This is a genomic window from Ramlibacter sp. (genome assembly GCF_035548915.1).
Classification (GTDB): Bacteria; Pseudomonadota; Gammaproteobacteria; order Burkholderiales; family Burkholderiaceae_C; genus Ramlibacter.
Genome location: NZ_DASZSE010000052.1, coordinates 15,946 through 36,736, shown reverse-complemented (window position 1 = coordinate 36,736; position 20,791 = coordinate 15,946). Strand labels below are relative to the sequence as shown.

The following is a 20,791-nucleotide window of genomic DNA, read 5'->3' as shown; positions in this document are numbered from 1 at the left end:
AAGCGAGGAGCAACGAGACGATGGCTCGACAGGACCTGAAATCGGAAGTCACGGGCAAAGTGTGGAAGATTCTGCTGCCCGCGGGCTCCCGCGCCGCCGAGGGTGACGTGGTGCTGGTGGTGGAATCGATGAAGATGGAGATTCCGGTGATGGCCGAACGCGACGGCACCGTGGACGAGGTGCTCGTCGCCGAAGGCGACTCGGTTCAGGACGGGCAGGTGGTGGCGGTCATGCGATCGTGAATCGCACTGATGCTCGCTGAAGCCCGCCGAATCGAACCGCGCCTCACGGGTGAGGACGGCGCGAGAGCGCGCCCGAGAGCGCCCGCGCGATGGCGGGCCCCGTCGCCATCACGAAAAGCAGCCGCAGCACCTGCATCGCGATCACGAACGGCACGTCCACCGGCGTGGACGCGGCGATGATCGCGATCGTGTCGGCCCCGCCCGGGCTCGTCGCGAGGTACGCGGTGAGCGGGTCCACGTGCGCCCACTGCACGAGCGCCGCGGCGACGAGGCCGCAAAGCGCCATCAGAGCGGCGATCGAGGCAAGCACCTTGGGCGCCGAGCGCATCGTGACGACGAGCACTTCGCGGTTGAACCGCGAGCCGACCACGCCCCCGACGAAGAAGTAGGCCACGGCCAGCACGAGCGGGGGCAGCTCCATGGGGAGGCCCGCGAAGTCCTGCAGGGCGATGCCCGCGAACATCGGCACGAGCAGTGCTCCGGCGGGCACGCGCAGCCACCTGCCGATGAAGGCGCCTCCTGCGGCGACCGCCAGCGTGAGCAACGCGTGGCTCCAGTTCGCGGGCGGCAGGAAGATCGACGGCGCGGCGTGCGCGGCGTGCGTGGCGTTCGCGACGCTCTCGGCCGCAGCGCCCGAGCCGTGCCGAATCCAGACGTGCGCGACGAGCGACGCGGTGAGCGAGACGCAGACGACGCGCAGGTATTGCATGAACGCCACGAGGCGCACGTCCGCGCCGTGGGCTTCGGCCATCATCATCATCGCCGAGGCGCCGCCGGGCGCGGAGCCCCAGATCGCCGTGTCGCCGGGAAAGACCTTCCAGCGTGACAGCATCCAGCCGAGGCCGTTGGCGAGCACCGTGACGACGAGCACGCCGGCGACGAGTGCCGCCGCGTGGCCCGAAAGCGTCGACATGATGGACACCGGCACGCCGCGCGCGATCAGCGTGCCGATCACGCCCTGCGCAGCGACGAAGGCGATGCGGGGCATGGGCGGGCTCGCGCCGCGCACGGAAAGGAAGATGGCGGCGATCATCGGCCCGAGCAGCCGTGCGGCGGGAAGGCCGATGGCACCGAACACGGTCGAGAGGAGGATCGAAAGCGCGACGAGCGCAAGCCAGCGCCACTGCTGGCGTGAAATCCCGATGTGCTGTGGCAAGGGTATCGCTTCTTTCCGAAGAAGCGATTATGCGGCGGGCAGCGGGGGCGCGCGCATCCGTATCCCGGTCCGCCCGGCCGCTGGAACGCGAAGCATCAACGAGCCGCCGTCAACGAAGCCGCGCCATCTCCAGCAGCCAGCCACCCACCGCATCGGGCATCGCTCGCACATGTGCCGGCCATCGGCCCGCCGGGAATCCGACATGCCCGCCGTGCGGCGGCTGCCAGAGCGTCACGAATTCGCCGACCCGCTCGCGCGACGGCAGGCTTGCCGCCGGCACGAACGGGTCGTTGCGCGCATTGAGCGCGAGCGCCGGGATGCGGATGCGGTGCAGATGCGGCTTCGCCGAGGCTCGGGCATAGTAGTCGTCCGTGTCGCGAAAGCCGTGCAGGGGCGCGGTGAACACGTTGTCGAATTCGTAGAGGTCGCGCGCGGCGAGGAGCGCTTCGCGGTCGAAGAGGCCCGGGTGCTGCGCGAGCTTCGCGAGCGCCTTCGGTTTCATCGTGCGCAGGAACATCGTCGTGTAGACGAGGCGATTGAAGCCGCGTCCGATCGCCTGGCCTCCGGCGGCCAGGTCGAGCGGCGAGCAGACCGCCGCGACCGCGTTCACAAGGCGCGAGGCCTCCTCGCCCGCTTCGCTCGCCCAGCGCAGCAGGGCATTGCCGCCGAGCGAGACGCCCACGGCCACGACCGGACCCGCGTGCCGTTCGCGCAGCCGCGCGAGGATCCAGCCGATTTCTTCGTGGTCGCCGGAGTGATAGGCGCGCGGTGCATGGTTCAGTTCGCCGCTGCAGCCGCGGAAATGCGGCACGACGAAGGCGATGCCGCGTTCGCGTGAGAAGTCGGCGAAGGCTTGCGAGTAGTGGCTGCGCGAGGAGCCTTCCAGGCCGTGGAAGAGAACGAGGACGGTGCCGCTCGTGCCCGCACCCCAGCCCTCCTCCACAGGGGGAGAGGGTTCCTCTTGCTCCAGCCAATCGAGATCGATGAAGTCGCCGTCGGGTGTCGTCCACCTCTCGCGCCGCAAGCGCGGCGCTGGGCCGAACGTGCGCCGCGCATAGAGCGCGGCCCAGATCGTCTGCAGGTTGCCGCCCGGCAGCCACACCGGTGCCCGATACGCCTGCACGCTCGTCAGTGCAGGACGGCAGGCGCGTCGGACACTTCCTGAATCTCGCTGGAAGTGCCGGGGCTCGCATGGTGCGCGACCATGCGCCAGCCCTGCGCCGTCTTGTGGTAGACGTTGGTGGCGATCACCCACGCGTCGGTCGGGCCCGAGGGGGTGAGCACCTGCACGCGCTCGAGCAGGTTGTGCACGCAACTGCCCATGGTCACCGTCTTGCGCACGCGCTCGGGCGAGGCGCGGATGCTGCCGTTGGCGAACATCGCCTCGAAGGTCGCGCGGATCGCGGTCGCGCCGACCACCCGCGGCCCGCCGGGGTGGATGCAGACGATGTCGTCCTCGTCGGCCCAGCAGGCCATGAGTTTTTCGATGTCGGCGGTCTGCATGGCGTCGTAGAACGCCGCTTCGATCTCGTCGGCGTCGCCCTCGAGATTCGCCGCCTGAAGGGGTAGCTTGCGCATGGAAAACCCGGCATGACAACGGCTCATTGTGCCGTGTTTCGCGGCGCGAGCCACTGTCCCGCGACTTCCGCGAGCGTCCCCTGCCCGGCCCGCCACACGAGCTCGGGCGCGGCGATGTGGATGCCCGGCGGCGCGCTGCGCAGCGCGAACGCGACGAGCTGCGCCACCTTCGCCGCGCGCACCGGCTGCTCGCTCGCGGGCACCATGTACCTGAGGATGGACAGCATCAGCTGCGCGACTCGCGCGAAGAGGCTCGCAGGGTCCGGGGCGCTCGGCTTGCGCGGTGAGCGCACGATGATGAGCCGCTCGAAGTGCAGCGCGGCCACGGCCTGCTCGTCCATGCTCGCCAGGCCGCGCTTGAGCGCTTCGGGCAGGCGCCCCTGGTCGTGCGGCAGCACGACGGCGAGCGTTTCGACGCCGCTTTCGCGCAGCCACCGCGCGAGCGCGGGCAACTGCCTCGGCTGCGGCGTCCAGAGCGCGCGTTCGCGCTCGTAGTACATGCGCGGGGGATCGAAGAGAACGACGGCGACGTCCGCGCGGAGCTTCGGCCATTCGGCCGGTTCGTCGCAAGGCACGATCGTCGCGTCCACGCCGCGCAGGCCGGTTCGGATCGGCTCGCGCGCGAGCACCTGCGTGTGCGCGAACGCGCCGCAGCCCGCGAGCTGTCGCAGCATTTCGGTGCCCATGAGGCCGGTCGCACCGGCGATCACGAGCCGCGGCCGGGCCTCTTGAATCGGGGCGGCGGACATCCCATCTATGCTACCGTTGCCCACTCGCATGATGGAGGGACTTCGATGAACATCGTGAAACGCTGGCTCGCCGTGGTGGCGGCCGCGCTTGTGCTCAGCGGCTGCGGCTACAACGATTTCCAGCGCCTGGACGAGCAGACCAAGTCGGCCTGGAGCGAGGTGCTGAATCAGTATCAGCGCCGCGCCGATCTCGTGCCGAATCTCGTGGCGACGGTCAAGGGCGAAGCCAACTTCGAGCAGGACACGCTCACGAAGGTCGTCGAAGCGCGCGCGAAGGCGACGTCGATTCAGGTCACGCCCGAGACGTTGAACGATCCGCAGGCGTTCCAGAAGTACCAGCAGGCGCAAGGCGAGCTCACGCGGGCGCTGTCGCGGCTCATGGTGGTGAGCGAACGGTATCCGGATTTGAAGTCGAACCAGTCGTTCCGTGATCTGCGAGTGCAGCTCGAGGGGACGGAGAACCGCATTACCGTGGCGCGCAACCGCTACATCCAGGCGGTGCAGGAGTACAACGTGCTCACGCGCAGTTTCCCGAGCAATCTCACGGCGATGATGTTTCACTACGAGACGAAGCCGAACTTCGCGGTGCAGAACGAGGCGCAGATTTCGGTGCCGCCGACGGTGGACTTCAGCAAACCCGCGGCGCCCGCGGCGTCGAAGTAGTGGGATGCTGCGCGAAGGGGCGTCCTGGATTCCCGCTTTCGCGGGAATGACGAGGCTGCGGCCGGACGCCTCTCAGAGGCCACTCGCCTCTGCCGTCATCCCCGCGAAGGCAGAGAGCCAGAGTCCGCGCGCCTCTGCCGTCAGCCCCGCGAAGGCAAAGAGCCAGAGTCCGCGCGCCTCTGCCGTCATCCCCGCGAAGGCGGGGATCCAGAGTCTTCTTCTCGCGCTCCTGCTTCTCTTCGCCTCTTTCACCTTCGCCCAGGGCGTGCTCCCCGTCCCCGAGCTCACGGCCCGCGTCATCGACCAGACCCACACGCTCGACGCCGTCCAGCGCACCGCGCTCGAACAGAAGCTCGAAGCCTTCGAGCAGCAGAAGGGCTCGCAAATCGTCGTGCTCCTCGTGCCCACCACACAGCCCGAGGACATCGCGAGCTACGCCAACCGCGTCGCCAATGCCTGGAAGATCGGCCGCAAGAAAGTCGGCGACGGCGTCCTCGTCATCGTCGCCAAGGACGACCGCAAGGTGCGCATCGAAGTCGCGAAAACACTCGAAGGCGCCATCCCCGATCTCGCGGCCAAGCAGATCATCGACGATGCCATCACGCCCGCCTTCCGCAAGGGCGACTACGCCGCCGGCCTGCAGGCGGGTGCCGACCAGATCATCGCCCGCATCAACGGCGAGGCGCTGCCCGAACCGGAGCAGCGCGCCGCCTCGCACGGCAAGCAGAAAACCGCGGGCTTCGACTGGTTCGATCTCGCGATCTTCCTCTTCATCGCGGTGCCCATCGCAAGCCGCGTGCTGCGCGGCATCTTCGGCAAGTTCGGCACGGTGGTGACGGGCGCGGGCGTCGGCCTCATCGCTTTCATCGTGACGTCGAGCATCGCGGTCGCCGCCGTCGCCGCGCTGTTCGGACTCGTCATGGCCCTCTTCTCGGGCGTGACGGGCGGCCGTGGCGGCATGCCGTGGATCATGCCGGGCGGATTCGGCGGCGGCGGACGCGGTGGCGGCTGGGGCGGCGGTGGCGGCTTCAGCTCCGGTGGAGGCGGCGATTTCGGCGGCGGCGGCGCCTCGGGGGACTGGTGATGCTCGCGAAGATCAAGCGCATGCTGCGGCACCGATGGCTCGACGCATCGGACACGCGCCGCGCCGTCCCGCCGGAGATGGTGCGGCGGCTGGCGCAGCGCGTGGCCGCGAGCGAGCTGAAGCACACGGGCGAAATCCGCATCTACGTCGAAGCGGGACTGCCTCTTTCCTACCTCTGGCGCGATGCGCCGCCGCGCGAGCGCGCGGTGACGATGTTCGGCAAGCTGCGTGTCTGGGACACCGAGCACAACAACGGCGTGCTCGTCTACCTGCTGCTGGCGGAGCGGGCGATCGAGATCGTGGCCGACCGCGGTCTCGATGCCCAGGTGAGCGAAGCGAGCTGGCGCGAAATCGTTGCGCGCATGTCCGATGCATTCCGCGCGGGCCGCTTCGAAGAAGGCCTCACGCAGGCGATCGACGAAGTGACCGCGCTGCTCGTCCAGCACTTCCCCGCCGAGCCCGGCGCGGCCAACGTCAACGAATTGCCGGACGAGCCCGTGCTCGGCTGAACTGCTTCGGCCTGCTTGTCGAGATGCCGCCTCACAGCCGGTCGGCGATGTTGTGCAGCACCTCGCCCCACCACATGTCGTGATTGCCCGAGCCGTGCCGCACGAGCACGAGATGTTTCGACGGGCTCACGTAGATCACCTGCCCATGCTTGCCGAGCGCGAAGTAGTCCGCTTCCGCACCGGGGCGCCGATAGCCCCACCACATGCGCGAGTAATAGCCGCCCGCGTCGATGAAGCTCTGCGGCATCCAGGGCTCGCGCGTGAGCGGCACGCCGTCGTCGGGCGGCTGCGTCGATCGACGCACCCACTCCTCGGAGACGATGCGCCGTCCGTCCCAGTCGCCCTTGCGCAGCATGAGCCGCCCGAGCTTCGCGAAATCGATCGCGCGGCCATTGATGCCGCTTTCCATCTTCGCGAATCCCTGTGCGTCGCTGTCGACGGTCCAGGTGGCCGAGGACACCATCCCGAGCGGCTGCCAGACCTTGCGCGAGAGGTATTCGGGAACAGGCAGGCCCGTCGCCTCTTCGAGCACGAGCCCGAGGAGGGGCGGGTTGAAGTTGTTGTAGTGGAAGCGCTCGTCGGGCGGGTGCGCCGCCTTCACGCCGAGCGCGAACGCGCGCAGGTCCGTGCCGTAGTAGATGACCGAGTCGTCGCTCCAGGGCGCATCGACGTCGCCCACGAGCTTGGGCAGGTGCGACTCCACGCCGGAAGTCATTCGCAGCACGTGACGAAGCTTGACGGGCTGGAGCGTGTCCGAGAGTTGCGGCAGATAGCGGCGCAACGGGTCCTCGACGCTGCCGATGCGGCCTTCGTCGATGGCGATGCCCACGAGCAGCGAAGTCACCGATTTCGCCATGGAGAACGACGTTTCCGTGGAGTCGCGCGTGTGTCCGTTGAAGTAGCCTTCGTACAGAAGACGGTCGTCGCGGATCACGAGAAAGGCGGTCGTCTCGGTTTCGCGAAGGAAGGTGTCGAGATCGTCGACGCGTTCGATCTGCCCGTGGCGGTGATACGTGACGCCACGAATCCGCGCGGGCAGTCGCGCGTCCGCCGGGCCTGAAAACTGAAATGGTGGCGCGGCATTGGCGACCGGCAGCGATGGCAGCCGTTTCCAGTCGTCGATGTCCGAGTCGCCGTAGACGAGTGTTCGCCACGCGTAGGTTGGCGAGTACGCGACGGCAAGGCCGATCGCGAGGCACAGATAGATCGCGGCCGTGGCGGCGATCAGCCCGAACAGGCTCCATCCGATCCACCGGAAGGCGCGGCCGGCGCTTGCGTTCACCATCGATGCTTTCTCCGGACGTGGCCGAACAAGGCGCGCCGCCCGCGCGGGCGAGTCGCCGTTTTGCCACGCATGCGAGCACACTAGCAGCGGCGCTCGTGGCCGGGGCTGATGTGCGTCAAAGCCTGCAACAGCGTTGCCGGAAAGTGCGCAAGGCGGGCACCGAAGCGCACCCCCGCCAGCCGGAAGCACCATAAAAAAGCCCCGGCATAGCCGGGGCTCGAGGGCGCTGGTTTTTAGCGCTTCTTATTTCTTGCGCAGATAGCGGCGCAGCGCCGCCATCTCCGCGGCCGCGACGGCCAGTTCGGATTGCGCCCGGGCGACGTCCACGTCGCTCTTGGCATTGTCCAGTGCTTCCTGGGCGGCGCGCTGCGCTTCGGCCGCCTTCTGCTCGTCCAGGTCCTTGCCGCGAATGGCGGTGTCGGACAGCACGGTGACGCGGGTCGGCTGCACTTCCAGAATGCCGCCGGCCACGAAGATGAACTCCTCGCTGCCGTCGGCCTTCTCGATGCGCACGGAACCGGGCTTCACGCGCGTGATGAGCGGCGTGTGGCGCGGGAAGATGCCGAGCTCGCCGGCTTCTCCGGGCAGCGCGACGAAACGCGCCTCACCGGAGAAGATCTGCTCCTCGGCGCTCACCACGTCGACGTGGATGGTGTGCGTGGAATCGACCATGCGAGTCTTTGTTTCTTCAGTGTTGCAGTGATCAGGCCGCGATGCGCTTGGCCTTGTCGAAGGCCTCGTCGATCGTGCCGACCATGTAGAACGCCTGCTCGGGAAGGTGATCGCACTCGCCCGCGACGATCATCTTGAAGCCGCGGATCGTCTCGGCAAGCGGAACGTACTTGCCGGGCGTGCCCGTGAACACTTCGGCCACGTGGAACGGCTGGGAGAGAAAGCGCTGGATCTTGCGAGCGCGCGCCACGGCCAGCTTGTCTTCCGGCGACAGTTCGTCCATGCCCAGGATCGCGATGATGTCGCGCAGTTCGCGATAGCGCTGCAGCGTCGCCTGCACCGACCGCGTCGTGGTGTAGTGGTCTTCGCCGACGACGTTCGGGTCGACCTGGCGCGACGTCGAGTCGAGCGGGTCCACCGCGGGATAGATGCCGAGTGCGGCGATGTCGCGCGAGAGCACCACGGTGGCGTCCAGGTGCGCGAAGGTCGTGGCAGGCGACGGGTCCGTCAGGTCATCCGCGGGCACGTACACAGCCTGGATCGAGGTGATCGAGCCGACCTTGGTGGACGTGATGCGCTCCTGCAGGCGGCCCATTTCCTCGGCCAGCGTCGGCTGGTAGCCCACGGCGGAGGGCATCCGGCCGAGCAGCGCGGACACTTCCGTGCCGGCGAGCGTGTAGCGGTAGATGTTGTCCACGAAGAAGAGCACGTCGCGGCCTTCGTCGCGGAACGACTCGGCGATCGTGAGGCCCGTGAGCGCCACGCGCAGGCGGTTGCCCGGCGGCTCGTTCATCTGGCCGTACACCATCGACACTTTCGACTCGGCGAGGTTGTCGCTGTTCACGACGCCCGACTCCATCATCTCGTGATAGAAGTCGTTGCCCTCGCGGGTGCGCTCACCCACGCCCGCGAACACCGACAGGCCCGAGTGCGCCTTGGCGATGTTGTTGATGAGCTCCATCATGTTCACGGTCTTGCCGACGCCCGCGCCGCCGAAGAGGCCCACCTTGCCGCCCTTGGCGAACGGGCAGATGAGGTCGATCACCTTGATGCCGGTTTCGAGCAGTTCCTGCGAGGGCGCCAGCTCGTCGTATGCGGGCGCCTTGCGGTGGATCGACGCGGTGAGCGACTGGTCCACGGGGCCGCGCTCGTCGATCGGGTTGCCGAGCACGTCCATGATCCGGCCGAGCGTCGCCTTGCCCACGGGCACCGTGATCGCCGCGCCGGTGTTGTAAACCGTCATTCCGCGGCGCAGGCCCTCGGACGAGCCGAGCGCGATGGTCCGCACCACGCCGTCGCCGAGCTGCTGCTGCACTTCGAGCGTGAGCGGCGAGCCTTCCATCTTCAGCGCGTCGTACACCTTCGGCATCTCGGTGCGCGCGAATTCGACGTCCACCACGGCGCCGATACATTGAACAATCTTTCCTTGTGCGTGAGCCATTCGTCGCTCCAGTATGTGTTGATCCGAGATGTCCGTGAGCGCCGTCATACGGCCGCGGCGCCCGACACGATTTCGGAGAGTTCCTTCGTGATCGCCGCCTGGCGGGTCTTGTTGTAGACCAGCTTGAGTTCCGAGATGAGGTTGCCCGCGTTGTCGGTGGCCGCCTTCATCGCGACCATCCGGGCGGACTGCTCGGACGCCATGTTCTCCGCCACGGCCTGGTACACCAGCGCCTCGACGTAGCGAAGCAGGAGGTCGTCGATCACGACGCGCGCATCCGGCTCGTAGATGTAGTCCCAGCCGTGCTCGCCCGTGGCGCGGGTTTCCTCGGCCATCTTCGCGGCCGACAGCGGCAGCAGCGGCTCCACCACCGGCTCCTGCTTCATCGTGTTGATGAACTTCGTGTAGCAGAGGTAGACGGCGTTCAGCTTGCCTTCGGCGTACTGGTCCAGCAGCACCTTCACCGGGCCGATGAGCCGCTCCAGGTGAGGCGTGTCGCCCAGCTGCGTCGCGTGCGAAACCACCGGAGCGCCGATGCGGTTCAGGAACCCGAGGCCCTTGTTGCCGATCGCGACCGTCTGCGCCTTCACGCCCTGCTCCTGCAGCTCGCGAATCTTCGCGAGCACCGCGCGCAGCATGTTCGTGTTCAGGCCGCCGCACAGCCCCTTGTCGGTGGACACCACGATGAAACCCGCCGTCTTGGTGTCATGCGAGCGCATGAACGCGTGGGTGTACTCGGGGTTGGCCTTGCCGAGGTTGGAGGCGATGTTGCGCACCTTCTCGCTGTACGGACGCGCCTGGCGCATCCGGTCCTGCGCCTTGCGCATCTTGGACGCCGCGACCATTTCCATGGCCTTGGTGATCTTCTTGGTGTTCTCCACCGATTTGATCTTCGTCCGGATTTCTTTTCCTGCGGCCACGAATCGGCTCCTATTCGGTCAGGATCAGGCGAAGTTCTTCTTGAAGGCTTCGATCGCGGAGGTGAGTTCCGCCTCGGCGTCGATGCAGGTCTTCTTGAAGGACTTCTTCTCCTCGCTGTCGGAATCCTTCGCGGGCTTGTTGTCCCACTTGGCGCCGTTCTTCTCGATGGTGGCCAGAAGCTGCGCGTGCTTGTCGCGCAGGTAGGCGTGCAGGCCGTGCTCGAACGCGAGGACGTTCTTCACGTCGACGTCGTCGAGGTAGCCCTTGTTCACCGCGAAGAGCGACGCGCCCATCAGCGAGATCGGCAGCGGGCTGTACTGCGGCTGCTTCAGCAGTTCCGTCACGCGCGCGCCGCGGTCGAGCTGCTTGCGCGTGGCCGCGTCGAGGTCGGAGGCGAACTGCGCGAAGGCCGCGAGTTCACGGTACTGCGCGAGGTCGGTACGGATGCCGCCGGAGAGGCCCTTGATCCAGTTCGTCTGCGCCGCGCCACCCACCCGCGACACCGAGATGCCCGCGTTGATGGCGGGCCGGATGCCGGCGTTGAAGAGCGAGGTCTCCAGGAAGATCTGGCCGTCGGTGATCGAGATCACGTTCGTCGGCACGAACGCGGACACGTCGCCCGCCTGCGTCTCGATGATCGGAAGCGCCGTGAGCGAGCCGGTCCTGCCCTTCACTTCGCCTTTGGTGAACGCTTCGACGTAGTCGGCATTCACGCGCGCGGCGCGTTCCAGCAGGCGGCTGTGCAGATAGAACACGTCGCCCGGGTACGCTTCGCGGCCCGGCGGGCGGCGCAGCAGCAGAGAGACCTGGCGGTACGCGACGGCCTGCTTGGAGAGGTCGTCGTAGATGATGAGCGCGTCCTGGCCGCGGTCGCGGAAGTACTCGCCCATCGTGCAGCCGGAGTAGGCGGACACGTACTGCATCGCGGCCGATTCCGAAGCGGAGGCCGCCACGACGATCGTGTATTCCATCGCGCCGTTGGCTTCCAGCGCGCGCACGATGTTCTTGATCGTGGACGCCTTCTGGCCGATCGCGACGTACACGCAGGTCATGTTCTGACCCTTCTGGTTGATGATCGTGTCGACCGCCACCGCCGACTTGCCGGTCTGCCGGTCGCCGATGATCAGTTCGCGCTGGCCGCGGCCGATCGGCACCATGGAGTCGATCGACTTCAGGCCGGTCTGCACGGGCTGCGACACCGACTGGCGCGCGATCACGCCCGGCGCAACCTTCTCGATCACGTCCGTCATCTTCGCGTTGATCGGGCCCTTGCCGTCGATCGGCTGGCCGAGCGCGTTCACGACGCGGCCGATCAGCTCGGGGCCGACCGGCACTTCCAGAATGCGGCCCGTGCACTTCACGGTGTCGCCTTCGGAGATGTGTTCGTATTCGCCCAGAATCACGGAGCCCACGGAGTCGCGCTCGAGGTTGAGCGCGAGGCCGAAGGTCGGCGTGCCGTCGGGCGTCGGCGGGAATTCGAGCATTTCGCCGGCCATCGCTTCCGACAGGCCGTGGATGCGGCAGATGCCGTCGGTCACCGAGATCACGGTGCCCTGGTTGCGAATGTCGGCGCCGGCCGTGAGGCCTTCGATCCGGCTCTTGATCAGTTCGCTGATTTCAGCGGGATTGAGTTGCATGACTCGTTCCTATGGAATGGATGAACGCGAAGCGGCCTTAAGCCGTGAGCGCGGCTTTCATTTGCTCGAGGCGGGCGCGCACGGAGGTGTCCAGCACCTCGTCGCCCACCACCACACGGATGCCGCCGATCAGCTCCGGCTCCTGCTGCACGGTGAGGTTCAGCCTGCGGCCGAAACGCTTTTCGAGGGTCGCCTCGAGATCGGCAAGCGCCGCGCCTTCGATCGGAAAGGCGCTGTAGACGGTGGCGTCCGACACGCCGCCCAACGCGTTCTTGCGGGCGCGGAATTGCGACGCGATTTCCGGCAGCGCCGCGAGGCGGTCGTTCTCGATCAGGACGCGCAGGAAGTTGCGCCCGTCGTCCGGCAGCGTCGCGATGCCCGTCACGACGTCGAACACTTGCGCGTCGGCGACCTTCGGGTTGTCCGCGAACTGCAGCAGCTGACGGTGACTCGCGATCGACGCGAGCGTGTCGAGCCAGCCGGCGGTGCGCTCGAGCTGCTCGGCCCCGCCCGCGCTGGCCGCGGTGAACAGCGCTTCGGCGTAGGGACGCGCGATGGTGGCGAGTTCGGCCATGTCAGAGCTCGGTCTTCAGGCGGGCCAGCAATTCGGCGTGCACGTTCGCATCGACCTCGCGGCGCAGGATCTGCTCCGCGCCCTTCACGGCGAGCACCGCCACCTGCTCACGCAGCACGTCGCGCGCCTTGGCGGCCTGCAGTTCGGCTTCGGCGCGGGCCGCTTCGACGATCTTGTTGCCTTCCTCGGTCGCCCGGGCCTTCGCTTCGTCGATGATGCCCTGCGCGCGGCGCTCGGCTTCGGCCAGGCGTGCGGCAGTGTCGTTGCGGGCCTTGGCGAGTTCCTCTTCGACGCGCTTGTTGGCCGCCGTCAATTCGGCCTTGGCCTTGTCCGCGGCGGCGAGACCCTCGGTCACCTTCGCCGCACGCTCGTCGAGCGCATGCGCTATCGGTGGCCACACGAATTTCATCGTGAACCAGACCAGGATCAGGAACACGATCATCTGAATGATGAGGGTACTGGTGATGTTCACTTCTTCATCCTTGCACCCGCCGTGCATTCACGGCGGGAACGTCATGAGAGGGCAAGATAAAGCCGTCGCCACGCGGTTTACTTGGCCCCGACCTGCGCGATCTGCGCGAGGAACGGGTTGGCGGTGGTGAACCACAGGGCGATACCCACGCCGATGATGAAGGACGCGTCGATCAGGCCCACGAGCAGGAACATCTTGGTTTGCAGTTCGCCCATGAGTTCCGGCTGGCGGGCGGCGGACTCGAGGTACTTGCTGCCCATGACGCCGATGCCGACACAGGCGCCGAGTGCACCGAGGCCGATGATCAGGCCGGCGGCGAGAGCGACAAAAGCGATTACGTTCATTGTGGACTCCTAGGGGTCTTTGGTTGGTAGTGGAAAAGCGGGAGGATCAGTGCGCGTCGTGGGCCTGCCCCACGTAGACGAGCGTGAGCATCATGAACACGAAGGCCTGCAGCACGATGATCAGGATGTGGAAGATCGCCCAGACGGTGCCCGCGAAGATGTGCAGCGCGGCCAGCACGAAGCCGCCCACGCTCAGCGTGAACGCGCCGCCCAGCATGGCGATCAGGAGGAACAGGAGCTCGCCGGCGTACATGTTGCCGAACAGTCGCATGCCGTGCGACACGGTCTTGGCGACGAATTCGACGAGCTGCATCGCGAGGTTCACGATGCCCAGGAGGAAGGCGAAGACGGGATTCTTGCTCGTGCCGAACGGAGCGGTCACGAGTTCGTGCGCCCAGCCGCCCGCGCCCTTGATCTTCACGTTGTAGAAGAGGCACAGCAGCAGCACCGCGACGGACAGGCCCATCGTCATCGACAGGTCCGCCGTGGGCACCACGCGCATGTAGGCATGGTGCGGATCGTGGCCGGCCGCGCCGTTCAGCCCCTGCCAGATCGCGGGAAGCAGGTCGACCGGCAGCAGGTCCATCGCGTTCATCAGGATGATCCAGATGAAGACGATGAGCGCAAGGGGCGCCACGAACTTGCGGCTTTCGGCGTTGTGCACGATGCCCTTCGCCTCGGTGTCGACCATCTCCACCAGGATTTCGACCGCGGCCTGGAAGCGGCCCGGCACGCCCGAAGTGGCCTTGCGCGCCGCGCGCCACAGGAAGAAGCAGGCGATCGCACCGAGGAGAATGCCGTAGAAGAGCGAGTCGAGATTGACCACGCTGAAATCCACGACGCTGCCGGCGGTGTGGTTCTGCCAGAACGTGAGGTGGTGCAGGATGTATTCCCCCGCGCTCAGGCCGTGTTCGGCGCCTTCCGCGGCCATGCCTTCTGCTGCCATGTTTCTTTCAGTCCCGTTTCGTCTTCGCGCGGGGCGTATACGCCAGCGCAACCCAGTACACCTTCATCGCCAGAACCAGCCCCACCAGCAAGGCAGGCCAGCTGAGCTCCGGCACCAGCCTCGGCGCGGCCATCAGCATGGCCAGCGTCAAGGCGATCTTCACCATCTCCCACAACAGAAATCGGGCAACGGCGGAACCCGCCCGCAGGGAGGAGACCCGCCCGCCGAGACCGCGCACGAAGATCGCCGCGGGCAAGGCGACAGCCAGCGCGCCGTAACCGGCGGACCAACCGACGTTCTGCCTCCCGGTCAAGCCCCAGGCGGCCACAGCCGCCAGAAGCCCCACCGCTGCCTGTCCCGCGACCACCCGCCAGGGGGATACTGGGGGGTGACGTTCGCGCAGTTGCTTCGCCTCTTCAGCGGTCAACGGCACGACTCGGGACTCTTCCTCCGTGTCTTCAGGCAGCGGGCGCATGTTGTTGGCGATATGGGTGGCCCGCTGTCGGCCCTGAAGCATTTCTCGCAAAGCCGCTTATTATAGGTAGAAACCCGTCGCGTCCCGCCAGTCCGAGCGTCACCGTAGGACACTCCCGCCTCGCCGACACACCCGTCGATGCAACGCCCATGCGCAACCTGATCCTCTTCCTTCATCTCGCGGCGGCCATCTTCTGGATGGGCGGAATGGCTTTCACGGTGCTCGCGCTGCGCCCGGTGCTGCACGCGGCGCTCGAGCCTGCGCTGCGGCTGCCGATCATGGTGCGGGTGCTCGGCCGCTTCTTCGCCGTCGTCGCGGCAAGCATCGCCGTGCTGCTGCCGAGCGGCCTGTGGATGTTCAGCCAGTCCGGCATGAACGCAACGCCGCCGGGCTGGCACGCCATGGCCACGCTGGGCGCGCTCATGATGCTCGTCTTCGGCCACATCTTCTTTTCACCGTATCGCCGACTGAAGCTCGCGGTGGCCGCGCTCGACTGGCCCGAAGCGGGCAGGCGCATGGGGCAGATCACCCTCCTCGTGAAGATCAACCTCGGCCTCGGCTGGCTCGCGATCGCGGCCGTGATGCTCTGGCGCTGAACCGGGGAACCGGGGCGCGGCGCGAGCGGGGACAATCGGGACCATGCAGCACGACGACCTTCCCGACCTGCCCTGCTATCTCAACGGCGAATTCGGCCCGCTTTCGCAGGCGAAGGTGAGCGTGATGGATCGCGGATTCATCTTCGGCGACGGCATCTACGAGGTGGTGCCCGTCTATGCCGGCAAGCCGTTCCGCTTCGACGAGCACATGGCGCGCCTCGAGCGCAGCCTGGGCGAGGTCCGCATCGGCAATCCGATGGACCGCGCGCACTGGCGCGCGCTGGTGGATGAACTCATCGGCAGGTACGCGGCGCAGCTCGGCAAGCCCGCGGCGAAGACCGACCAGCTCGTCTACCTGCAGGTGACGCGCGGCGTCGCGATGCGCGATCACGTCATGCCCGCGGGGATCGCGCCCACGGTGTTCGCGATGACGAACAAGATCACGCAGCCCTTAGCCGATGACCGCGCGCGCGGCGTCGCCTGCGTGAGCGCGGACGACTTCCGCTGGAAGAAGGCGCACATCAAGAGCGTGAGCCTGCTCGGCTCGGTGCTTGCGCGGCAGATCGGCGCGGACGCCGGCGCGACGGAGACCGTGATGTTTCGCGACGGCTGGCTGAGCGAGGGCGCGGCGGCCAACGTATGGGTCGTGAAGAATGGCAAAGTGATCGGCCCGCCGAAGGACAACCTCGTGCTGGAGGGCATCCGCTACGGACTCATCGAAGAGCTCTGCCGCGATGCGGGCATCGCGTTCGAGCTGCGCCGCGTCTCGCGCGAAGAAGTGTTCGGCGCCGACGAGCTGCTCCTTTCCAACGCGAGCAAGGAGGTCCTGCCCGTCACGCGGCTGGACGGCCGGACCATTGGAAACGGCGAGCCGGGCCCCATCTACGGGAAACTGTATGCCGGCTACCAGCGGCTGAAGCAACAGTCCACCTGAGCCTTTTTCCCATGAACGCATCCATGCACCCGGGCAGCGGCGAGCTGCGCAAGAACTCGCTGATCGAATACCCCTCCAAGTTCCCGATCAAGGTGATGGGTGCGAAGGTGGACGGCTTCGTGCATGCGATCACGACGCTCGCCAGGCAGTTCGATCCGAGCTTCGACGCGTCCACCGTGGAGCTGCGCGACAGCCGCGCGGGCAACTACCTCGGCATCACGATCACCATCACGGCGACGAGCCGCGAGCAGCTCGATGCGCTGTACCGCACGCTCTCCAGCCATCCGATGGTGAAGGTCGTGCTGTAGGGCAAGGCCGATGCACCCGCGCGTCCTCGGGCGGGTCGATTACCTGCCGACCTACGAGGCGATGCAGGCGTTCACGGCGGCGCGGGATGCGCACACGCTCGACGAGCTGTGGCTGTGCGAACACCCGCCCGTCTTCACGCAAGGCCTCGCGGGCAAGGCCGAACACGTGCTCGATGCGGGCGATATCCCGGTCGTTGCGACCGACCGCGGCGGCCAGGTCACCTATCACGGGCCGGGACAGGTCGTGGCCTACCCGCTCATCGATCTGGGACGGCGCGGGTACTTCGTGAAGGAATACGTGTTCCGGCTGGAAGAAGCCGTGATCCGCACGCTGCGCGATGCCGGCGTGACGGGGCACCGCGTCGCCGGCGCGCCGGGCATCTACGTGAAGCTCGACGATTCGTCCGGGCACGCTCCGCTGCAAGCTCCGGGCTTCACGGGCCTCGGCAAGATCGCCGCCCTGGGCGTCAAGGTGCGCCGCCACTGCGTCTACCACGGAGTCGCCCTCAACGTGGCGATGGACCTGCGACCCTTCGGCCGGATCAACCCTTGCGGCTACGCCGGGCTCGAAACGGTCGATCTTCTTACAATCGGCGTGAGGACCCCCTGGAACGAAGCGGCGCAGGTCCTCGCGCGCCATCTCGAGGCGCTGCTCGGCCCTTAGGCGCCGCGGAAAGATCGCATGAGCTCCACCCCCACCGTGCGCGAGGCGCGAAGCGCCGAAGCCTACGACCCCGCGGCCAAGCAGAAGGCCGCCGCCAAGCTCTCTCGCATCCCGGTGAAGGTGCAGCCGGGCGAGGTGCTGAAGAAGCCCGACTGGATTCGCGTGAAGGCGGGCTCGGCTTCGAGCCGCTTCTACGAGATCAAGGAGATCCTGCGCGAGCACAAGCTGCACACCGTGTGCGAGGAAGCCTCGTGTCCCAACATCGGCGAATGCTTCGGCAAGGGCACGGCCACCTTCATGATCATGGGCGACAAGTGCACGCGGCGCTGCCCGTTTTGCGACGTGGGCCATGGACGGCCCGACCCGCTCGATGCGGACGAGCCGCTGAACCTCGCAAGGACGATCGCGGCGCTGAAGCTGAAATACGTGGTGATCACGAGCGTCGACCGCGACGACCTGCGCGACGGCGGCGCGGGCCACTTCGTCGAATGCATCCGCAAGACGCGCGAGCTGTCTCCCGCGACCACGATCGAAGTGCTCGTGCCCGATTTCCGCGGCCGCGACGACCGCGCGCTGGAAATCCTGAAGGCCGCGCCGCCGGACGTGATGAACCACAACCTCGAGACGATCCCGCGCCTGTACAGGCAGGCGCGCCCCGGTTCGGACTACCAGTTCAGCCTCAACCTGCTCAAGAAGTTCAAGGCGCTTTTTGCGCACATCCCGACCAAGAGCGGCCTCATGGTGGGACTCGGCGAGACCGACGAGGAAATCCTCGACGTGATGCGCGACATGCGCGCCCACGGCATCGAGATGCTCACCATCGGCCAGTACCTCGCGCCGTCGACGTCGCACCTGCCGGTTCGCCGCTACGTGCATCCCGACCAGTTCAAGGCGTTCGAGGCGAAGGCCTACGAAATGGGCTTCTCGCATGCGGCGGTCGGGGCGATGGTGCGCAGTTCGTATCACGCGGACCAGCAGGCGCACGCGGCGGGCGTCGTCTGAATCGACCTTTCAGCGGGTGGGCTCGGGGCCCAGCAGGATGATGCCCCGCTCCTCGAAGATGCGCGGCCTCGCCGCGGCATCGGCCGGCCAGCGGTCGGCGCGCACGAGCGCGAATTCGCTCGCGGTCGGCATGCGCAAGGGCACCGGCCGCCCGAGATAGAAGGCGAAGCTCGGCAGATTCGTGCCCCATTGCGCCGCGCCCGCGGTTCGCGCGCCGTGCGCTGCCGCGGCCTGCGCGGCGCGCCGGACCGGGCCTTGCAGCACTTCGCCCCACCAGGGAATCGCCCAGCCCGCGATGAGAAGCGACACGGCGAGCGCGCCGGCCAAGGGTGCGCTCGCAACCCGTTTCGCAACGGCAAGCGCGAGCAGCACGGCCAGCACGATCAGGACGATGGCGGGTGCCGCGGCCGCAGGTTCGGCCAAGCCGGAGAGGAGCGCGCGGTAGAACGGATCCCTCACGAGCGCCATGCCTTGCGGTGCCAGGATGAACCACGGCAGGACCGCGGCTGCGCAAGCCCACGCCACGAGCACGATCCACAACGCCAAGCGCATCTTGCGCCCGGCCTCGTCGAACACGCGCGCCATCAGCATGGCGAGCGGCGCGTAGCCGTAGAGCGCGTAGTGCGGCAGCTTCGTAGCCGCGAGCGTGAAGAAGACCAGCACGAAGCCCGACCACGCGAGCAGGAATCGCCCGAGCGGCTCGCGCCACCAATCGCGTGCTCGCGCGATCACACCCGCCAGCAGCGGGCTCCACGGCAGCGCGAGAAGCGGCACGACCACGAGGTAGTAGAGCTTCGAGCCGGCATGCCCTTGCATCGGCGCGCCGAACCGGCCCACGTTGTGGCGCAGCAGGAATCCGTCGACGAAGGCCATGCCGTGACGATGCAAGGCATAGGCATACCACGGCAGCGCCACGGCGACGAAGATCGTCCAGGCCCACGGATCGCGCAGCGTGGAGCGCAACACATCCCAGCGCCGCGATGCCAGCAGCCACACACCGAGCGCCGCGCCGGGCACCAGCACGGCCACCGGCCCTTTCACGAGGAAGCCGAGCGCCATCCAGAAAAAGGCGCGGCGCAGCGGCGCGACGGCATTGCTTTGCGAATGCCGCCACAAGTCGCACGCCGCGAGCACGATGAGGAGATTCAGCAGCGCATCCGCCGTGGCCGCGCGGCCGATCATCTGCACGCCGAAACTCGTGGCGACGATGAATCCTGCCACCCACGCGGGCCGATCGCCGAAGCGAGGCCGGCAAAACGCGACGACGGCCAATGCCATCGCCCACGCCGCGAGCGCGCAGGGCAGCCGCATCGCGAATTCACCCAGGCCGAACACTTGCGCGGCCAGGGCCTGCAGCCAGTAGACGCCGATCGGCTTGTCGAAGCGATCCGCGCCGTTGAGCGTCGTGTGCAGCCAGTCGCCGCTCGCGAGCATCTCGCGCGTCGCCTCGGAGAATGCGCCTTCGTCGACGTCGAAAAGCGGCGCGCCCGCGAGGCGCACGAAAAACGGAAGCGCAAGCAGCAGGGCGAGCAACGCAGCTGTCGCCCGGCGGCGCCGGGTGAGCGGCACGGCCTCAGCCATGCACGCGGCCGCGCCGCAGCACGCGGCGCACGCGCGCGGCCGCGCTCATCCACGCGAGCGCCGCCACCGCGTACAGCATCCCGCGGCCTTGCGGATAGCCGATGTTCGACGCGAGGAACGACACGCCCGCGATCACTTCGATGCCCGCGAGGATCCACTGGCCGGCCGGCAGATGGATGCGCGCCGCGAACGCCAAATACAGTTTGCGCACGGGCCGCTTGCGAACGAGCCACGCGAGCAGCAGCACGCAGAGCATGCCCAGTGCGAAGCCGCACGCCGCATCGGCAGGCCAGTGCGCACCGACCGCCACGCGCGAGACGGAGGCGAGCACGGCCACCACCACCACGAGCGCGCCCCAGCGGCGCACCCAGGCCTGCGGCATCCACAGGCACAGGAACATCGCGAGCGCGCCGGCAGCCAGCGAATGGCCGGACGGCATCGAATAGCTGCCCGCGAGCTTCATGCCGATCACGTGCAGTTGCGACGCGATGTCCGTCCCCGCCGGACGCGCGGACGCGACGACATACTTGCCGCCATGCGTGACGACGGCGCTCAGGATGAGGAGCGCGGGCAGCATCGCGACCAGCCGCCCGCTCGCGCGGTCGAGCGCCATGCACACGATGAGCGTGGCCCATCCGAAGCCGAGCACGGTGAGCGACGACCAGACCACGTGGCGCCACTCGCTGTCGGGTCCGGCATGCATCCAGAGGATCAGTGCGCGGTTGCCGCCTGTTTCGAGCAGGACGATGCCGAGCGCAAGCAGCCCCATCGCGGCTGCTAGCGGAATGCGCAGGTCCAGCGTATCGAGCGCTCGCGCACCGGACGCCCGGCGGCCTTCGCGCGTTGCCGCGGGGGAGAGGGAACCGGCGGAGCCGGTCGAGGGGAAATGCATGGGCGATGCGGGTGAAGCCCGAATGATACGGGCAGCACGCTTCGCGCCCAGGGGTGCGCGCCACGA

Annotated in this window: 25 protein-coding genes; 9 read left to right on the top strand and 16 right to left on the bottom strand. The window is 67.6% G+C overall.

The genetic code is table 11. From position 1 onward, the window contains the following. The first annotated feature begins 20 nt into the window (after positions 1-20). A complete protein-coding gene (locus VHA82_RS23570) occupies positions 21-242 on the top strand; it encodes a biotin/lipoyl-binding carrier protein (RefSeq protein ID WP_325547761.1) in 222 nt (73 codons plus the stop codon). 43 nt (positions 243-285) lie between these two features. On the opposite strand, the gene VHA82_RS23565 is transcribed toward VHA82_RS23570, so the two are convergent. From VHA82_RS23565 to VHA82_RS23550, 4 genes are all read right to left on the bottom strand, one after another. Then, positions 286-1,398: an AbrB family transcriptional regulator gene (locus VHA82_RS23565; RefSeq protein WP_325547758.1), complete on the bottom strand. Its 1,113-nt coding sequence runs from the start codon at positions 1,396-1,398 to the stop codon at positions 286-288. 109 nt (positions 1,399-1,507) lie between these two features. Beyond that, the gene (locus VHA82_RS23560; RefSeq protein WP_325547810.1) at positions 1,508-2,530 is read right to left on the bottom strand and encodes a YheT family hydrolase; all 1,023 of its coding nucleotides are present in this window, start codon (positions 2,528-2,530) and stop codon (positions 1,508-1,510) included. After that, complete coding sequence (locus VHA82_RS23555) at positions 2,527-2,976, bottom strand: YybH family protein (RefSeq protein WP_325547756.1); 450 nt, start codon at positions 2,974-2,976, stop codon at positions 2,527-2,529. The genes VHA82_RS23560 and VHA82_RS23555 overlap by 4 nt, the downstream gene beginning before the upstream one ends. A gap of 23 nt (positions 2,977-2,999) precedes the next feature. After that, entirely contained in the window at positions 3,000-3,725 is a 726-nt protein-coding gene (locus VHA82_RS23550; RefSeq protein WP_325547754.1) for a hypothetical protein, read from the bottom strand. 45 nt (positions 3,726-3,770) lie between these two features. Here VHA82_RS23550 and VHA82_RS23545 point away from each other — a divergent pair, with 45 nt between their 5' ends. From VHA82_RS23545 to VHA82_RS23535, 3 genes are all read left to right on the top strand, one after another. Then, positions 3,771-4,388, top strand: coding sequence for a LemA family protein (locus VHA82_RS23545; protein ID WP_325547752.1), 618 nt, complete (start codon positions 3,771-3,773; stop codon positions 4,386-4,388). A gap of 187 nt (positions 4,389-4,575) precedes the next feature. Beyond that, positions 4,576-5,472: a TPM domain-containing protein gene (locus VHA82_RS23540; RefSeq protein WP_414708692.1), complete on the top strand. Its 897-nt coding sequence runs from the start codon at positions 4,576-4,578 to the stop codon at positions 5,470-5,472. Then, positions 5,472-5,981 (top strand): TPM domain-containing protein, encoded by a 510-nt coding sequence (locus VHA82_RS23535; protein WP_325547747.1) that lies wholly within the window; start codon positions 5,472-5,474, stop codon positions 5,979-5,981. Before VHA82_RS23540 ends, VHA82_RS23535 begins: the two co-directional genes overlap by 1 nt. A gap of 31 nt (positions 5,982-6,012) precedes the next feature. Here VHA82_RS23535 and VHA82_RS23530 read toward each other — a convergent pair whose 3' ends face one another. The 10 genes from VHA82_RS23530 to VHA82_RS23485 all read right to left on the bottom strand — a co-directional run bounded on the left by VHA82_RS23530 (position 6,013) and on the right by VHA82_RS23485 (position 14,748). Continuing rightward, positions 6,013-7,266 (bottom strand): serine hydrolase, encoded by a 1,254-nt coding sequence (locus tag VHA82_RS23530; RefSeq protein ID WP_325547745.1) that lies wholly within the window; start codon positions 7,264-7,266, stop codon positions 6,013-6,015. A gap of 243 nt (positions 7,267-7,509) precedes the next feature. Continuing rightward, positions 7,510-7,938, bottom strand: coding sequence for a F0F1 ATP synthase subunit epsilon (locus tag VHA82_RS23525; protein ID WP_325547743.1), 429 nt, complete (start codon positions 7,936-7,938; stop codon positions 7,510-7,512). A 31-nt stretch (positions 7,939-7,969) separates the two neighbouring features. Continuing rightward, positions 7,970-9,379, bottom strand: coding sequence for a F0F1 ATP synthase subunit beta (atpD, locus tag VHA82_RS23520; RefSeq protein WP_325547741.1), 1,410 nt, complete (start codon positions 9,377-9,379; stop codon positions 7,970-7,972). Positions 9,380-9,423: 44 nt separating this feature from the next. Further along, positions 9,424-10,299 carry a F0F1 ATP synthase subunit gamma gene (gene atpG, locus VHA82_RS23515; RefSeq protein WP_325547739.1) on the bottom strand — a complete coding sequence of 292 codons (876 nt, stop codon included), beginning with the start codon at positions 10,297-10,299 and terminating at the stop codon, positions 9,424-9,426. A gap of 24 nt (positions 10,300-10,323) precedes the next feature. Then, positions 10,324-11,937, bottom strand: a complete 1,614-nt coding sequence (gene atpA / locus VHA82_RS23510; protein ID WP_325547736.1) for a F0F1 ATP synthase subunit alpha — start codon at positions 11,935-11,937, stop codon at positions 10,324-10,326. A 37-nt stretch (positions 11,938-11,974) separates the two neighbouring features. Then, entirely contained in the window at positions 11,975-12,511 is a 537-nt protein-coding gene (locus VHA82_RS23505) for a F0F1 ATP synthase subunit delta (protein WP_325547734.1), read from the bottom strand. 1 nt (position 12,512) lies between these two features. After that, complete coding sequence (locus VHA82_RS23500; RefSeq protein WP_325547732.1) at positions 12,513-12,983, bottom strand: F0F1 ATP synthase subunit B; 471 nt, start codon at positions 12,981-12,983, stop codon at positions 12,513-12,515. 77 nt (positions 12,984-13,060) lie between these two features. Beyond that, positions 13,061-13,327, bottom strand: coding sequence for a F0F1 ATP synthase subunit C (gene atpE, locus VHA82_RS23495; RefSeq protein WP_325547730.1), 267 nt, complete (start codon positions 13,325-13,327; stop codon positions 13,061-13,063). Between the two features lie 46 nt (positions 13,328-13,373). Next, positions 13,374-14,258: a F0F1 ATP synthase subunit A gene (gene atpB / locus VHA82_RS23490; protein ID WP_325547808.1), complete on the bottom strand. Its 885-nt coding sequence runs from the start codon at positions 14,256-14,258 to the stop codon at positions 13,374-13,376. A gap of 22 nt (positions 14,259-14,280) precedes the next feature. Beyond that, on the bottom strand, positions 14,281-14,748 hold the full coding sequence (locus VHA82_RS23485) for an ATP synthase subunit I (RefSeq protein ID WP_325547805.1): 468 nt from the start codon (positions 14,746-14,748) through the stop codon (positions 14,281-14,283). Between the two features lie 149 nt (positions 14,749-14,897). Here VHA82_RS23485 and VHA82_RS23480 point away from each other — a divergent pair, with 149 nt between their 5' ends. From VHA82_RS23480 to lipA, 5 genes are read left to right on the top strand one after another with little or no spacing between them, the layout of a single operon-like run. Next, entirely contained in the window at positions 14,898-15,344 is a 447-nt protein-coding gene (locus tag VHA82_RS23480) for a CopD family protein (protein WP_325547727.1), read from the top strand. Positions 15,345-15,387: 43 nt separating this feature from the next. After that, complete coding sequence (locus VHA82_RS23475; protein ID WP_325547725.1) at positions 15,388-16,278, top strand: D-amino acid aminotransferase; 891 nt, start codon at positions 15,388-15,390, stop codon at positions 16,276-16,278. Positions 16,279-16,289: 11 nt separating this feature from the next. Then, complete coding sequence (locus VHA82_RS23470) at positions 16,290-16,586, top strand: YbeD family protein (RefSeq protein ID WP_325547723.1); 297 nt, start codon at positions 16,290-16,292, stop codon at positions 16,584-16,586. A 10-nt stretch (positions 16,587-16,596) separates the two neighbouring features. After that, positions 16,597-17,250, top strand: a complete 654-nt coding sequence (lipB, locus tag VHA82_RS23465) for a lipoyl(octanoyl) transferase LipB (protein ID WP_325547721.1) — start codon at positions 16,597-16,599, stop codon at positions 17,248-17,250. An 18-nt stretch (positions 17,251-17,268) separates the two neighbouring features. Continuing rightward, complete coding sequence (gene lipA, locus VHA82_RS23460; RefSeq protein ID WP_325547719.1) at positions 17,269-18,252, top strand: lipoyl synthase; 984 nt, start codon at positions 17,269-17,271, stop codon at positions 18,250-18,252. 9 nt (positions 18,253-18,261) lie between these two features. Here lipA and VHA82_RS23455 read toward each other — a convergent pair whose 3' ends face one another. Then, positions 18,262-19,833: a glycosyltransferase family 39 protein gene (locus tag VHA82_RS23455; protein WP_325547717.1), complete on the bottom strand. Its 1,572-nt coding sequence runs from the start codon at positions 19,831-19,833 to the stop codon at positions 18,262-18,264. Then, on the bottom strand, positions 19,826-20,725 hold the full coding sequence (locus VHA82_RS23450; protein ID WP_325547715.1) for a phosphatase PAP2 family protein: 900 nt from the start codon (positions 20,723-20,725) through the stop codon (positions 19,826-19,828). Before VHA82_RS23450 ends, VHA82_RS23455 begins: the two co-directional genes overlap by 8 nt. Between the last annotated feature and the right edge of the window lie 66 nt (positions 20,726-20,791).